This window comes from Bradyrhizobium sp. F1.4.3 (assembly GCF_040548375.1).
GTDB lineage: Bacteria > Pseudomonadota > Alphaproteobacteria > Rhizobiales > Xanthobacteraceae > Bradyrhizobium.
Map to the genome: position 1 here is coordinate 1,060,099 of NZ_JBEPRN010000001.1, position 13,706 is coordinate 1,073,804.

13 protein-coding genes are annotated in these 13,706 nt (G+C 63.6%); 6 read left to right on the forward strand and 7 right to left on the reverse strand.

Translation table 11 applies throughout. The annotated features are described in order from the left end of the window. Nucleotides 1-42 precede the first annotated feature (42 nt). Nucleotides 43-480: a VOC family protein gene (locus ABIB73_RS05225; RefSeq protein WP_354221981.1), complete on the reverse strand. Its 438-nt coding sequence runs from the start codon at nt 478-480 to the stop codon at nt 43-45. A gap of 182 nt (nt 481-662) precedes the next feature. Between ABIB73_RS05225 and ABIB73_RS05230 the strand changes: the two genes are divergently transcribed. The 6 genes from ABIB73_RS05230 (at nt 663) to ABIB73_RS05255 (ending at nt 6,290) form a co-directional block, all read left to right on the forward strand. Then, a complete protein-coding gene (locus tag ABIB73_RS05230) occupies nt 663-1,532 on the forward strand; it encodes an NAD(P)-dependent oxidoreductase (RefSeq protein WP_354221982.1) in 870 nt (289 codons plus the stop codon). Between the two features lie 22 nt (nt 1,533-1,554). Next, nucleotides 1,555-2,829, forward strand: a complete 1,275-nt coding sequence (gene nhaD / locus ABIB73_RS05235; protein WP_354221983.1) for a sodium:proton antiporter NhaD — start codon at nt 1,555-1,557, stop codon at nt 2,827-2,829. A gap of 137 nt (nt 2,830-2,966) precedes the next feature. Further along, nucleotides 2,967-4,562: a sensor histidine kinase gene (locus tag ABIB73_RS05240; protein ID WP_354221984.1), complete on the forward strand. Its 1,596-nt coding sequence runs from the start codon at nt 2,967-2,969 to the stop codon at nt 4,560-4,562. A gap of 43 nt (nt 4,563-4,605) precedes the next feature. Next, nucleotides 4,606-4,809 carry a DUF1289 domain-containing protein gene (locus ABIB73_RS05245; protein ID WP_354221985.1) on the forward strand — a complete coding sequence of 68 codons (204 nt, stop codon included), beginning with the start codon at nt 4,606-4,608 and terminating at the stop codon, nt 4,807-4,809. A gap of 28 nt (nt 4,810-4,837) precedes the next feature. Beyond that, on the forward strand, nt 4,838-5,392 hold the full coding sequence (locus ABIB73_RS05250; protein ID WP_354221986.1) for a TIGR02281 family clan AA aspartic protease: 555 nt from the start codon (nt 4,838-4,840) through the stop codon (nt 5,390-5,392). A 235-nt stretch (nt 5,393-5,627) separates the two neighbouring features. Beyond that, nucleotides 5,628-6,290, forward strand: a complete 663-nt coding sequence (locus ABIB73_RS05255) for an outer membrane protein (protein WP_354221987.1) — start codon at nt 5,628-5,630, stop codon at nt 6,288-6,290. Between the two features lie 54 nt (nt 6,291-6,344). Here ABIB73_RS05255 and dusA read toward each other — a convergent pair whose 3' ends face one another. From dusA to ABIB73_RS05285, 6 genes are all read right to left on the reverse strand, one after another. Then, complete coding sequence (gene dusA / locus ABIB73_RS05260; protein WP_354221988.1) at nt 6,345-7,331, reverse strand: tRNA dihydrouridine(20/20a) synthase DusA; 987 nt, start codon at nt 7,329-7,331, stop codon at nt 6,345-6,347. Nucleotides 7,332-8,132: 801 nt separating this feature from the next. Beyond that, complete coding sequence (locus ABIB73_RS05265; RefSeq protein ID WP_354221989.1) at nt 8,133-9,164, reverse strand: ABC transporter ATP-binding protein; 1,032 nt, start codon at nt 9,162-9,164, stop codon at nt 8,133-8,135. Continuing rightward, nucleotides 9,161-10,156 (reverse strand): ABC transporter ATP-binding protein, encoded by a 996-nt coding sequence (locus tag ABIB73_RS05270; RefSeq protein WP_354221990.1) that lies wholly within the window; start codon nt 10,154-10,156, stop codon nt 9,161-9,163. Before ABIB73_RS05270 ends, ABIB73_RS05265 begins: the two co-directional genes overlap by 4 nt. Continuing rightward, a complete protein-coding gene (locus tag ABIB73_RS05275; protein WP_354222571.1) occupies nt 10,156-11,013 on the reverse strand; it encodes an ABC transporter permease in 858 nt (285 codons plus the stop codon). The genes ABIB73_RS05270 and ABIB73_RS05275 overlap by 1 nt, the downstream gene beginning before the upstream one ends. Before the next feature lie 44 nt (nt 11,014-11,057). Beyond that, a complete protein-coding gene (locus tag ABIB73_RS05280) occupies nt 11,058-12,038 on the reverse strand; it encodes an ABC transporter permease (RefSeq protein ID WP_354221991.1) in 981 nt (326 codons plus the stop codon). A gap of 59 nt (nt 12,039-12,097) precedes the next feature. Continuing rightward, nucleotides 12,098-13,693, reverse strand: coding sequence for an ABC transporter substrate-binding protein (locus ABIB73_RS05285; protein WP_354221993.1), 1,596 nt, complete (start codon nt 13,691-13,693; stop codon nt 12,098-12,100). Between the last annotated feature and the right edge of the window lie 13 nt (nt 13,694-13,706).

Sequence of the window (13,706 nt, forward strand, 5' to 3'; positions counted from 1 at the left end):
GACTTCAAGATGTGCCCCATTAGAGCGGAAACGGCCAAAAGGCTACTGCCTGCCGATATCGTCAGCCATCTCCGCAGGCGCGGCCCCCTGCTCCTTCGCCGCCTCATAATTGAGTTCGATCATCACCCCGTTGGGGTCATAGACGAATATCTGCCAGAGGTCGCCGCCGGGCACCTGGCGGGACTCGAATTTCATCCCCTTGGAGGCCAGCCGCTGCCTCATGCCGTCAAAGCCACGGCTGACGAAGGCGACGTGGTGGACAACGCCCGAATCCGGCTTCTGCGGCTCCGCGGTCGGCGAAATATCGACGAGATGCACGACCGGCTTGCCCTCGCTGTACATCCAGGCCCCCGGAAAGGCGAAATTCGGCCGGGCGCCTTTTTCCAGGCCCAGCACATCCTCGTAGAAGCGAACCGTCTCGGCCAGATTCCGGGTCCGGATGTTGAAATGATCGAGGACGCCAACGCTCACGCCGCCCATGCCTTCGCTCCCTTTTTTTGAAGTCCTTAGGTCCGCCATCCTAGCACAGGCGGGGGCCAAACGAAGCCGTTGCCCTCCGGCCTCAAGGGTTTATGGTGCGCCCGATCTGCCGCAATGGCGGAACCTGGCGCCCCTCGCCCGGCAAGAACCGTAAAACCCAAACTACGGACAAGGTACCACACATGGCTAAAGTCGCTTTCCTCGGTCTCGGCGTGATGGGCTTCCCCATGGCCGGACACCTCGTGAAAAAAGGGGGCCATGAGGTCACCGTCTACAACCGCACCGCGGCCAAGGCGAAGGAATGGGCGGACAAGTTCGGCGGCAAGACCGCGGCCACCCCGAAGGCGGCTACCGAAGGCCAGGACTTCGTGATGTGCTGCGTCGGCAACGACAACGATTTGCGCGCGGTCACGATCGGCGCCGACGGCGCCTTTGCCGGCATGAAGAAGGGCGCGACCTTCGTCGACCACACCACCGCCTCCGCCGAGGTCGCGCGCGAGCTCGATGCGGCCGCGACCAAGGCCGGCTTCAAATTCATCGACGCCCCGGTCTCCGGCGGCCAGGCCGGCGCCGAGAACGGCGTGCTGACGGTGATGTGCGGCGGTGCGGCGGACGCTTATGCCGGCGCCGAGCCGGTCATCGCGGCCTATGCGCGGATGTGCAAGCTGCTGGGGCCCGCCGGCTCCGGCCAACTGACAAAAATGGTCAACCAGATCTGCATCGCGGGCCTGGTGCAGGGCCTCTCCGAGGGCATCCATTTCGCCAAGAAGTCGGGTCTCGACGTCGCGGCCGTGATCGACACCATCTCCAAGGGCGCGGCGCAGTCCTGGCAGATGGAGAACCGCTACAAGACCATGAACGATGACAAGTACGATTTCGGCTTCGCGGTCGAATGGATGCGCAAGGACCTCTCGATCTGCATCGCGGAAGCCCGCCGCAACGGCGCCAATTTGCCGGTCACCGCGCTGGTCGACCAGTTCTACGCCGAGGTCGAGAAGATGGGCGGCAAGCGCTGGGACACGTCGAGCCTGCTTGCGCGCCTGGCGCGCTGACATCTAACGTTTCGGACGCCTCTTGCTGATCGCGATCGCCGCAATCTTCGTCGTTGCCTATATGGCGATCGCGCTCGAGCATCCTCTCGGCGTCAACAAGAGCGCGTCCGCACTGCTCGGCGCGGGGCTGCTCTGGACGATCTACGCGATCGCGACAGGCGACCACGCGCTGGTCGGTCGACAGCTCGACGAGTCCGTCGCCTCCACCGCGCAGATCGTCTTCTTCCTGATCGGCGCGATGACCATCGTCGAGGTGATCGACGCCCACGACGGTTTTGAGGTCATCACCTCCCGCATCAGCACGACGAACCAAATCATACTGATGTGGCTGGTCGGCTTCGTGGCCTTCTTCCTCAGCTCTATCCTGGACAATCTAACCACCACCATCGTGATGGTCTCCCTGATACAGCGACTGATCGCCCGGCGTGAAGATCGCCTGCTGTTCGCCTCCCTCATCGTCATCGCTGCGAACGCCGGCGGCGCATGGACCGTGATCGGCGACGTCACCACGACCATGCTGTGGATCGGCGGACAGATCTCGCCGCTGAAGATCATGGGCGCGGTGTTCCTGCCTTCGCTGGTCAATTTGCTCGTGCCGCTCGCCTTCATCAGCTTTTCGTTGAAGGGCAAGACCGTCGCGCCGCCGCCGAGCGACGGATTGCAGGGCGTCAACCGGTTCGAGCGAAACCTGATGTTCTGTCTCGGACTCGGCGTGCTGATCGCCGTGCCCGCCTTCAAGACGGTTACGCATCTGCCGCCGTTCATGGGCGTCCTGCTTGGGCTCGGCGCCGTCTGGCTGGTGGGAGAGATCGTTCACCGCGACAAGGACGAACACGTGCGGCGTCCCCTTTCGCTCGCGCACGCCCTGACGCAGATCGATATGGGATCGATCGTGTTCTTCGTAGGTATTTTGCTTGCGGTCGCCTGCCTCGAACATGCCGGCCTGCTGTCCATGCTGGCCAAATGGCTCAATGCCGCGCTCGGTCGCCAGGACATCATCGTCGTCGTGCTCGGGCTGCTCAGTGCCGTCATCGATAACGTGCCGCTGGTGGCGGCGACCATGGGCATGTACGACCTCGCGCACCATCCGGCCGACAGCTTCCTCTGGGAGTTCATCGCCTATTGCGCCGGCACCGGTGGGTCGATCCTGATCATCGGCTCGGCCGCCGGCGTCGCAGCCATGGGGCTCGAGCGGATCGAGTTCCTCTGGTACGCCCGCCGCATCGCGGTGCCGGCGCTGGCGGGATATCTGGCAGGCGCGGTGGTCTACGTCGCGCAGCATGCATGGCTGCACTGAACGGCACTCGCGCGTTCAAAATTAACGCCCGGTTAACGTAATTCTTTAGCTCCTTAAGTCACCTCTTAAGGATTTCTTGCCAGAGATAGACAATGCAGAAGGCCCGCGTCCAGCGTGGGCAGGAATCGTGTTGCTTGATGAGTAACCCCGCTGAAAAGCCTGAGGTTGTGCAGCTTCCGGCCGAGCCAGTCAGCGCTCCATCGGCGAGCAGCCGAAGGGCTGCGGCGCAGCGGGTGCGCGAGGCGCGCGACAAGTTAACGTCGACGAGCGGAACCCGGCCGGCCTTCGACGCCGAGCTGCTGCGCCAATATGCCCAGACCCGGCTGTCGGCCTCCTATGTCGTGATGCTGCTGGTGGTCGCGACCGGCGTGCTGTTCGGACTTTGGATGCAGCCGATCCCGGCTGCAGCCTGGACCGCCGGCATGCTCTGCATCCACGGCGCAATGATCCGCAGTTGCCAACGGTTCCTGACCGAGCCCGCCTCGCCCACGGCGACGCGGGCCTGGCGGACACGCTTCGTCGTGCTCGACCTGCTCTATGGCCTGTGCTGGATGGCGATCCTGATCCATCCCGTGCTCGACATGGTCACGGAAACGCTGATGATGTTCCTGATGCTGCTGGTGATCGCAGTATCGAGCATGCTCGCCGCCAATCTGCCGATCGCAGCGCTCGCCGCAACCGCGCCTGTCGCCGTCGCGATGGCGCTGAGCTTCGCAATGAGCGGCTCGCTGGACAACTACATCCTGGCGGCGCTCGCTCTCGCGGCTGAGGGCTATTTCGTGCTTCTCGCGCATCGGCTGCACTCCTCGACCTTCGCGACGCTCGAGGCGCGCGCGGAGAAGGACGCACTGATCGGCGAGCTTGAACAGGCCAAGGCAATTTCGGATGAAGCCCGCCACCGTGCCGAATCCGCCAACGTCGCAAAATCGCGCTTCCTCGCGCAGATGAGCCACGAGCTGCGCACGCCGCTCAACGCGATCCTCGGCTTCTCCGAGGTGATGAAGAGCGAGATTTTTGGCGCGCATGCCGTGCCGGTCTACAAGGAATATTCCGGCGACATCCATAATTCCGGCGTGCACCTGCTCAACCTCATCAACGAGATCCTCGACCTGTCGCGGATCGAGGCCGGCCGCTACGAGCTGAACGAGGAAGCAGTGTCGCTGGTCGGCATCGTCGCCGACTGCCATCATTTGATGAAGCTGCGCGCCACGAGCCGCGGCATCACCATCCACGAGGTGTTCGAGCAGGCCATGCCGCGGCTCTGGGCCGACGAGCGCGCCATCCGCCAGGTCGTGCTCAATCTGCTTTCCAACTCGATCAAGTTCACCCCGCAAGGCAGCGAGATCTGGCTCAAGGCCGGCTGGACTGCTTCCGGCGGCCAATATCTCTCGGTGAAGGATACCGGCTCCGGCATTCCCGAGGACGAGATCCCGGTCGTGCTCGCCTCGTTCGGCCAGGGCTCCAACTCGATCAAATCGGCTGAACAGGGCGCAGGCCTCGGCCTGCCCATCGCGAAAAACCTGATCGACCTGCATGGCGGCACGTTCACGCTGAAATCGAAGCTGCGCATCGGAACCGAGGTGATCGTCACCTTCCCGCCGGAGCGCGTGATGAGCGCGCTGGCACCGCTTTCGGAGGATGCCCCGCCGCTCCAGCCCGACAGTTCCACCGTGCCGGACGAGAAGCGCCGGCCACGTCACAAGCCGATCATGAGCGCAGGCACGGGCTCTTAACACATGCTTGCAGAAATCCCCGACAATCCCTCACTATGCCAAGATGAGCAAAGAAACGCCGTGCGTCGCCGTCTGCATGATCGATCCCAAGACCAAACTGTGCTTCGGCTGCGGCCGCACGCTGCCGGAGATCGCGCGCTGGCACGCCATGGAGAGCACAGAGCGGCTCGCGGTGATGGCGCAGTTGCCGGTGCGCATGGCGGATGCAGGATTGCAGCCGATCGCGGGATCGCCCAGGCGCAGTTGATCAGCGTGCGCGCCTTCGGAGGCTCGCGATGATCCGCTTCCTGCTCGTCCTCATGATGCTCGCCGGCACCGCCGGTGCCGTCGTCGCCTATGGCGATCCCGACCAGTTCGCGCGCGCGAGCCACAAGGTCTCGCACATGTTCCGCGGGCAGACCGCGTCCCCCGTCCCGGCCGTGCAGATCGCGCGCGGCCAGGGCGGCGAATTCGCGCTGCGCGCCAAGATCAACGGCGTGACCGCCCCGATGGTGATCGACACCGGCGCAACCTCCGTGGTGCTGACCTGGGAAACCGCAAAGGCGATCGGGCTGCCGCTCGAGATGCTCGAATATGACGTCGACCTCGATACCGCCGGCGGTCACACCAAGGCGGCGCGGCTCACGATCGATCGTCTCGCCGTAGGCCATCTCGTCGAGAAGTCGGTGCCGGCCCTCGTCGTGCAGCGCGGACAGATGAAGACCAATCTGCTCGGCATGAGCTTCCTCGATCGCCTCGAAAGCTGGGGCGTCCGCTCCGACAAGCTGATGCTCACTGGCTATCCGGAGCTGCAAGGCAGCCATCGGCGTTCACGGACAGTGGTCGATTAGACCGCGGACGGTCCACGCCGCAGCGTTGGCTGCGCTATTGCCCGCACACCCGATTGCAGCCGCCGCACAGGCCCGATCGAACACGCAACGCGCCGCCACGCCGTAAAACGAATGCCACTGTGGCATTTCCGCTATTTACAAACCGACTAGTCGGTTTATAACGAGAACCATCCCGGATCGGGGTTGGACAAGCGCTGCTCCCTGACGGAGGCGGCCAATTGGGAGATCGAGAGTCATGATTGCGAGAGCCGCCTTACACCGCGCGATGTGCGCCCTGCCCTTTGCGACGGCCCTCGCCGCGGGTAGCGCCAGTGCTGCGGACCTGTCGCCGCGCTATGCGGCGCCCGCCTATACGGCACCGCAGCCGGTCTATTCCTGGACGGGCCTCTATGCCGGCCTCAACGCGGGCTATGCCACGAGCTCCGATGATGCCTTCAACAATCTCGTCGGCACCAGCGGCGGCAAGATCAAGGGGGCCGTCGGCGGCGTGCAGATCGGCTACAACTACCAGCTCTCGCCGATGTTCGTGGTCGGCATCGAGAACGATTTCGAGGGCGGCGACCTGAAGAACCACGACGCCATCAACAGCGCCGCGGTGAGCCTTCCCTGGTACATGACCGGCCGCGCCCGCGCCGGCATCGCGATGATGGATTCACGGCTGCTGTTCTTCGGGACCGCAGGCCTTGCCACCGGCGAATTGAAGGACGGCGGCCTCAACAAGATGAAGATCGGCTGGACCGCGGGCGGCGGCGTCGAATGGGCGTTCCTGCCGAAATGGTCGGCCAAGGCCGAGTATCTCTACACCGAGTTCAAGCACGACAATTTGTCGGACTGGAACGCCGCGAAGTTCCACAGCTTCCGCGTCGGCGTGAACTATCATTTCGACCTGTTCCGCTGAGATCGGTCGAGGAAGAGCCGGATCTTGCGTTCCGGCTCTTCGTGGCGGCTACGGCTAGGCAGCCTCTGCCGGCGTGCGCGCACCAACGCGCGCGATCGCATCGCGCAGCACCTCGACGCCGGCGCCCGGCTTCACACCCTGCTCGGCGAGATGGCGGCGGAAAGCACGCGCACCGGGCACGGCGTGGAATGCTCCGACGAAATGCCGAGTGATGGCGTGCAGCCGCGTACCCCGCGCGAGCTGCTGTTCGATATAGGGCATCATCGCATCGAGCGCGTCCTGCATCGTTGCATGCGGCGGCGTTTCGCCAAAGATTTCATTATCAACCGAGAGCAGCCGCCACGGCTCCTGATAGGCGGCGCGGCCGAGCATCACGCCATCGACATGGGCAAGATGCACTTTCGCCTCATCAATGCTCGGGATGCCGCCGTTGATGATGACAGGCACGTCCGGCATCGCGCGCTTGAGCCGATAGACGCGATCATAGTCGAGCGGCGGGATGTCGCGGTTCTCCTTCGGCGACAGACCGTTGAGCCAGGCTTTTCGAGCATGCACAATCAGCGCATCGCAGCCCGCGGCAACCACCGCACGCGCCAACACATCGAGCGCAACCTCCGGATCCTGGTCGTCGATGCCGATGCGGCACTTCACCGTGACGGGCACGGCAACCGCGGCCTTGATCGCATCGACGCCGGCCGCCACGAGGTCGGGCTCCGCCATCAGGCAGGCGCCGAAGCGGCCGTCTTTCACGCGATCGGACGGGCAGCCGACATTGAGATTGATCTCGTCATAGCCAAAGTCCTCTCCAATGCGTGCAGCCAGCGCGAGGTCGCGCGGATCCGAGCCGCCAAGCTGAAGTGCGACCGGATGCTCCATCGCGTCGAACCCGAGCAAGCGCTCCCGATCGCCATGAATGATGGCGCCGGTCGTCAGCATCTCCGTATAAAGCAGCGCCCGTCGCGTCAGGTGACGGTGGAACACCCGGCAATGCCGGTCAGTCCAATCCATCATGGGCGCAATGGAGAAGCGGCGCACTAACATATTGTTTTCATTCAACTTAACTATCTCTGTCGGTCCAATCGACAATCCGAAGCGTTAGACCTAAAGCATTTTCCTTTCTTTTCAACGGCTTGATCGCATCGATTATTTTCGCTCATTTCGACCATGTCCGGTACTGCACGGCAGTACCAAAATGCCCGTGCAGTACCGCGCCTCGTCGGAATGCTTTGACCGCGCTCAACTACGCCAGATCCGTCGAATTTGAAATCGGAATGGGAGGAATGGCACTGCGCGGAGCGGCCGGCCTGCATGTTGAAGTGCGCATCTCGGACGCAGCCTAATCCAAAGCCGGCTCGCCGATGGCATCAGTACAGCATTTGGTACTGCATGGCTGGGCGCGATCCCGTTTAAGTGTTGATCGCGCGCTTCGCTTTTCCCGCTCAGTCGCTCCAGTCCATCATGGGCAAGTTTGAGCTAGCTCCAGCAACTGATGTCCAGTTAGAGATAGTGTCATCCCATCAATGACTAAACAGAAGTCCGCCCCCCTCCCTGCCGCGACCGGTCACACCATCGCCCACGCTGCCCCTCACCAGATTTTACTCAATCCCCAGTGCAACCGGCGTGCACATTGAAAGGCCTGCGCTGAGTGGGAACGATTGACCAGCACTCACGATTTGATCAGAGCCGCCTGTGGCGTTTGCGCATGTGTCGATCGTGCCTGCTGACCGCCTCAACCGTGACGTCTATTTGGTGCTTGAAGACTTCGGCTCCGAAGCAGAAATCTGATCCCGCAACGGTGTCAGCCATAACCGAGGGAGCCAACGCGGAAATCCCCGGACGCGACTAGTGCAAGTCGAACGTGGGAGGCGTCAGTTCAGCGCTTCGGTGGCACCCGAGATAGTGGCATGGTGCGACGACATCCAACGTCGGCAAACGCTGCCGACAGACGTCGATGGCGGATGGGCAGCGCTCGACAAAGCGGCAGCCGGGCAACGGGTCGACCGGACTAGGCGGATCGCCCTTGACGAGATAGCGCCGCTTGAGCTCATCGCGCATCGGTCCCGGAGGAGCGGCTGCGGCAAGCAGCGACCAGGTGTACGGATGTCGCGGTGCGCGGAAGATTTCGGCCGCCGGCGCCTGCTCGACGATCTTGCCAAGATACATCACTGCGACCTCGTCGCAGAATTGCTGGATCACGGCGAGGTCATGCGAGATGAAGATATAGGTGAGATTGCGCTCGCGCTGCAACCGCTTCAGCAGATTGAGGATCTGCGCCTGGATCGCGACGTCGAGCGCAGACACGGCCTCGTCGCAGACGATGAGGTCCGGCTCGGGCGCGAGCGCGCGCGCGATGCAAAGCCGCTGACGCTGACCGCCCGAGAACTGATGCGGAAACAGGTCTGCGGCCTGCGGCGGCAGGCCGACCTCCGCCAGAAGCTTGTGCACCCGCTCGTCGCGATCGCTGCGGCTTCCGATCCCGAGCAAGTCCAAGGGCTCGCGGATCTGGTCGCCGGCACGGCGGCGCGGATTGAGTGCGGAGAACGGATCCTGAAACACGATCTGGAGGCGACGGCGCGCAGCGCGCAGCGGCGCCCCCGAGAGTTCGACGATATTTGTGTTTCCAAACACGACCTGACCTGACGTGACCGGGACCAGCCGCATCACTGCCTGCGCCGTGGTGGACTTTCCGGAGCCGCTCTCGCCGACGATGCCGAAGGTCGTACCGCGCCGGACGCGAAAGCTGACGCCGTCGACCGCGTGAACGAAAGACGGCTTGCCGGATTTGCGGCCAGCCGGGAAATGAACCACGAGGTCGTTGACGTCGAGCAAAACGTCCGATGCGTCGTGGATCTGTGCCGCCTCAAGCGCCGTCATGCCGCAACATCCGCGTTGCACCAGCACGATACGGCGTGACCAGCCGCAATCGGTTCGAGTATCGGCTGTGGGCTCGACCGGCAGACATCGGCGGCCTTGGCACATCGGGCCAGAAACGCGCATTCGCCCCCGCGCGCACCGAGCGGCGGCACCATGCCGGGAATTTCGCCGAGGTCGATCCAGGATTTCGGCGCCTGTCCGAGTTGGAGATGCGGCACGCAGCGTAGAAGTCCGCGGGTATAGGGATGGCGTGGCTGCGCCACGATCCCGGCCGACGCCCCGGCCTCGATACAGCGGCCGGCGTAGAGCACGAGGATCTCGTTGGCTAATTCGCCGACGGCACCGAGATCGTGGGTGATGAGCAGGATGGCCGTCCCGGTCTCGCGTTGCAGCTGCGCGAGGAGATCGAAGATCTGCGCCTGCACGGTGACGTCGAGCGCCGTGGTCGGCTCGTCCGCGATCAGGAGCTTTGGCTTACCAGCAAGCGCCATCGCGATCATCACGCGCTGACGCATGCCGCCGGAAAGCTGATGCGGATAGGCGTCGATGCGCCGCTCCGGCGCCGGAATCTGCACGGCACGGAGCAGCGCGAGAACCTGTTCGCGCGCCGCGGCGCCGCCGAGACCCTGATGCCAGTGCAGCACCTCGCCGATCTGGTCGCCGACCGTGAACAGCGGGTTGAGCGCGGTCATCGGTTCCTGGAAAATCATCGACATCGCGCTGCCGCGCAGCGCACGCATGTCCCTCGCCGGCAGCGACAGGATATCCCTGCCCTCCAGCAGGATGCGGCCGCTGGTGATGACGAAATCCTCTGGCAGAAGGCCCATCAGGGCGAGCGCGGTCATGCTCTTGCCGCAACCGGACTCGCCGACGAGGGCGAGCGTCTGCGCCGGCGCGACTGCGAACGACAGGTTCTCGATCACCGGCACAAGGCGGCCGGCTTCGCTGCGCATGCTGACGTTGAGCTGGTCGACCTCAAGCAGCATGTCCATCACGACCTCCGCCTGAGACGCGGATTGATCGCATCATTGAGGCCGTCGCCGACCAGGCTGATGGCAAGGACCGCAAGGAAGATCGCCATCCCGGGAAATATGACGGCCCACCAGGCATCGAGGATGTAGTTGCGGTTCTGTCCGAGCATGAGCCCCCAGCTCATCACGTTGGGATCGCCAAGGCCCAGGAAGCTCAAGCCGCCTTCGAACAGGATGGCCACACCGATCGCAAGCGTGGCCGACACGATCACTGCGGGCAACGCGTTCGGCAACAACACGCGCAGCATCAGATGTCGGTCGCTGGCGCCGGCCGCACGCGACGCCTTGACGAAATCGAGATCGCGAAGTCGCATGAACTCCGCCCGCGTCAGCCGCGCGGCCGACGTCCAGCTCACCGCGCCGATCGCCACCGTAATCGTCGACAGCTTCGACCCGAACAAGGTCACCAGGACCATTGCAAACAGGAGCGGCGGCAGGATCTGGAAGAACTCGGTAATCTTGACCAGCACCGCATCCACCGCGCCGCCAAAGAAACCGCTCAAGGATCCGACGACCAGACCGATGGTGATCGTGATCAGGGCGGCGACAGCGCCGACCGCCAGGGTTGCGCGCCCGCCGTAAATCAGACCCGCCAGCACGTCGCGGCCGAGATAATCCGTGCCGAGCCATGCATCAGAATCGGGCGGCATGAACGGCGCGCCAACCAGATCGAGCGGATCGACCCGGTAGAGATGCGGCCCAACCAGGGTCCCGACGATGATCAGTACGAGCAGGCAGAGGCCGACGACGCCGGACGGGCTCTTCAGGAACTGCCGCATTGCGATGCCAGCTGGCGACGTCGCACGCCTGGCCGGCATGTCGATGGCCGGAACGACCGTCAAGGTTGGTGCCTCCAGGGCCGTCATCGTTGCCCCATCCGGATGCGCGGGTCGACCAGCCGGTAAACAATGTCAGTCAGAATGTTTGCGGCCATGACCATCAATGCAGAGAAGAACAGCACGGCCATCAAGGTCGGATAATCGCGGCGCAGGATCGAATCGAACACCAGCCGACCCATGCCGGGCCAGCTGAACACCGTCTCGACCAGCACCGCGCCGGCAAACAGATTGCCGAACTGGTGGCCGGCGACCGTGACGGTCGGGATCAGCGTGTTACGCAGCGCATGCTTGCCGATCACGACCCACTCCGGCAGGCCCTTGGCCCGCGCGGTCCGGACGTAGTCGGACGACAGCGCATCGATCATGTTGACCCGCGCGAGCCGACTGTATTGGGCGATGAAGACCAGTGCCAATGTCAGCGACGGCAGCAGGAGATGCTGCGCAACGTCGAGCACATAGGCCAGGCCCTGCTTGCGATGCACGACATCGGACATGCCGACGACGGGCAGGATCGGCCAGACCGATCCGAACAGGAGCAGCAACATCAATCCGGTCCAGAAGATCGGCGCGGCATAGCCGGCCAGGGAGAACACGGTCACGGTGTGGCTGAACAGACCATTCGGACGACGTGCGCTGACGACACCGAGGAAGGTGCCGATCACGAGCGCACTGACCAGCGCACAGGACGTAAGATAGAGCGTCGCAGGCAGCCGCTGCAGGACGAGGCCGAGCACCGGCTCGTTGAAATAGTAGGAGTAGCCGAAGTCGCCCGTCACGACGTTGCGAAGATAGATCGCAAGCTGCTCCATCAGGCTGTGGTCGAGCCCGTATTTGGTCCGCAGCGCCGTAACGACGTCAGCCGAGGCGCCCCCCATCTCACCGGCGATCACCTGAACGGGATCGCCGGGCGCGAGGTGGATCAGGCAGAAGTTCAGAACCAGCACCGCGAGCAGCAGCGCGGCGGCATTGGCAATCTGCCTTGTTAGGTGGATGGCCAAAGCCATGATGTCGGAGGGCTCCTCACAGTCTCGATCGTGGTCGGGGTGACGTCATCAGGTCTTGGTTAAGTCTTGGGCGGCGTCTCCCAGTACATCTCGTCCAGCGGAGACATCATGCCCCAGATCGTGGTGGGAAGGCCACCGAGCCCCTTGCTGAACGCATTGTAGTACGGCGACACGTTGACGTAGTAGATCGGCGTATCCTGGACCACGATCTTCTGGAACTCGGAATAGAGCGCCTTTCGCTTCTCCGGCGAGGTCTCCACTGCCGCCGCCTGCAGCAGCTCATCGACTTTCGGATTGCTGTATTGCTGAGTGTTGGACCAGATGATGCCCTTGCGGATGTTGGAGGACAGGTAGGTCCGGTTGACCCCGATGACGGGATCGCCCCAGTTGTAGACGGTGTCCATGGTCAGATCGAAATCGAAGTTGGACACACGCTGCGCCCAGGTCGGAAAGTCGGGTGCCGCCCGCACCTCGAGATTGATGCCGACCCGCTTCATCTGCGAGCGGAGATATTCGGCGACGTTGCGCTGCTGCTCGTCGCCGCCGGGAATATAGTCGATGGTGAGCGCGAAGCGCGAACCATCCGCCCCCTTCGGATAGCCCGCGGCGTCCAGCAGCGTCGCCGACTTGGCATAGTCGACCTTGTAGGGTTCGACGTTCGCCTCGGCGAGCGGTGAATCCGGCGCGATCGGCCCCAGCGCCGGGGCAGCCTTGCCGCCCATCAGTTTGGAGACGATGAAGTCGCGATTGGCCGCGTAGGCGATAGCCTGACGAACGCGGACGTCGTCGAGCGGCTTCTTCGTGGTGTTGAAGGCGAGCCAGTTGAGCGGGCCGATACCGGCAAAGCCCTTGTCAGTCACGACGATGTTCGGCGCCTTCTGCAGCCGGTCGATATCGCGAACGCCCGCGACGAACGGCAGGGCCTGGACGTCGCCCCGCTCCATCGAGACCAGGGCAGCATTCTGATCCGAGACCAGCCGAACCACGATCTTCTCCAGCTTGGGGCGGCCGGGCAGGAAGAACTTATCGAACTTCTCCAGCGTGTAATATTCGCCCTGCTTGTATTCGGTCAGCTTGAAAGGCCCGGAGCCGATCGGCTTGAGATTGGCAGGATGCGTCTTCAGATCCTGACCGTCACCGTAAATGTGTTTCGGCAGGATCGGCATCAGCGCCGGGGACATTGCCAGCAGCAGCGAGGGGCTGGGGTGCGATAGCCGGATGATCGCTGTCGCCGGATCCGGCGTCTCGACCTTCTCCACCGCCGCCAGCATGGTCTGGAACGGATGATTGGCCTTGATCGCCATGATCGAGAAGGCGACGTCGTCCGATGTCACGGGTTTGCCGTCGTGGAACACGGCATCCTTGACGAGATGCAGGGTCACGGACAGCCCGTCGGGCGCAACCTCCCAGGACTGGGCCAGATAGGGCTGCGGCTTCCAGTTCTCGTCATAGCGCAGCGGGCTCGCGAAGATCTGCGCCGTCGGCATGGCCGTCGCCATGCCCGACTGCACCGCACCGTTGAAGTGGCGCGGCACCTGGGTGGTTGCCACAACGAGCGTATTGCTGCCCGCCGATTGCGCTCGCGCATCGGGTGACGCAATGCCGGTTGCAACGAGACCGAGGACTCCCAGCACAAACGTCCGTCTGATCAACATGGCTCTATCCCCT

Coding starts and splice junctions, on each gene's coding strand:
- ABIB73_RS05225 (WP_354221981.1), bottom strand. CDS start 480: ATGGGCGGCGTGAGCGTTGGCGTCCTCGATCATTTCAACATCCGGACC.
- ABIB73_RS05230 (WP_354221982.1), top strand. CDS start 663: ATGGCTAAAGTCGCTTTCCTCGGTCTCGGCGTGATGGGCTTCCCCATG.
- ABIB73_RS05240 (WP_354221984.1), top strand. CDS start 2,967: ATGAGTAACCCCGCTGAAAAGCCTGAGGTTGTGCAGCTTCCGGCCGAG.
- ABIB73_RS05245 (WP_354221985.1), top strand. CDS start 4,606: ATGAGCAAAGAAACGCCGTGCGTCGCCGTCTGCATGATCGATCCCAAG.
- ABIB73_RS05250 (WP_354221986.1), top strand. CDS start 4,838: ATGATCCGCTTCCTGCTCGTCCTCATGATGCTCGCCGGCACCGCCGGT.
- ABIB73_RS05255 (WP_354221987.1), top strand. CDS start 5,628: ATGATTGCGAGAGCCGCCTTACACCGCGCGATGTGCGCCCTGCCCTTT.
- dusA (WP_354221988.1), bottom strand. CDS start 7,331: ATGTTAGTGCGCCGCTTCTCCATTGCGCCCATGATGGATTGGACTGAC.
- ABIB73_RS05265 (WP_354221989.1), bottom strand. CDS start 9,164: ATGACGGCGCTTGAGGCGGCACAGATCCACGACGCATCGGACGTTTTG.
- ABIB73_RS05270 (WP_354221990.1), bottom strand. CDS start 10,156: ATGGACATGCTGCTTGAGGTCGACCAGCTCAACGTCAGCATGCGCAGC.
- ABIB73_RS05275 (WP_354222571.1), bottom strand. CDS start 11,013: ATGCCGGCCAGGCGTGCGACGTCGCCAGCTGGCATCGCAATGCGGCAG.
- ABIB73_RS05280 (WP_354221991.1), bottom strand. CDS start 12,038: ATGGCTTTGGCCATCCACCTAACAAGGCAGATTGCCAATGCCGCCGCG.
- ABIB73_RS05285 (WP_354221993.1), bottom strand. CDS start 13,693: ATGTTGATCAGACGGACGTTTGTGCTGGGAGTCCTCGGTCTCGTTGCA.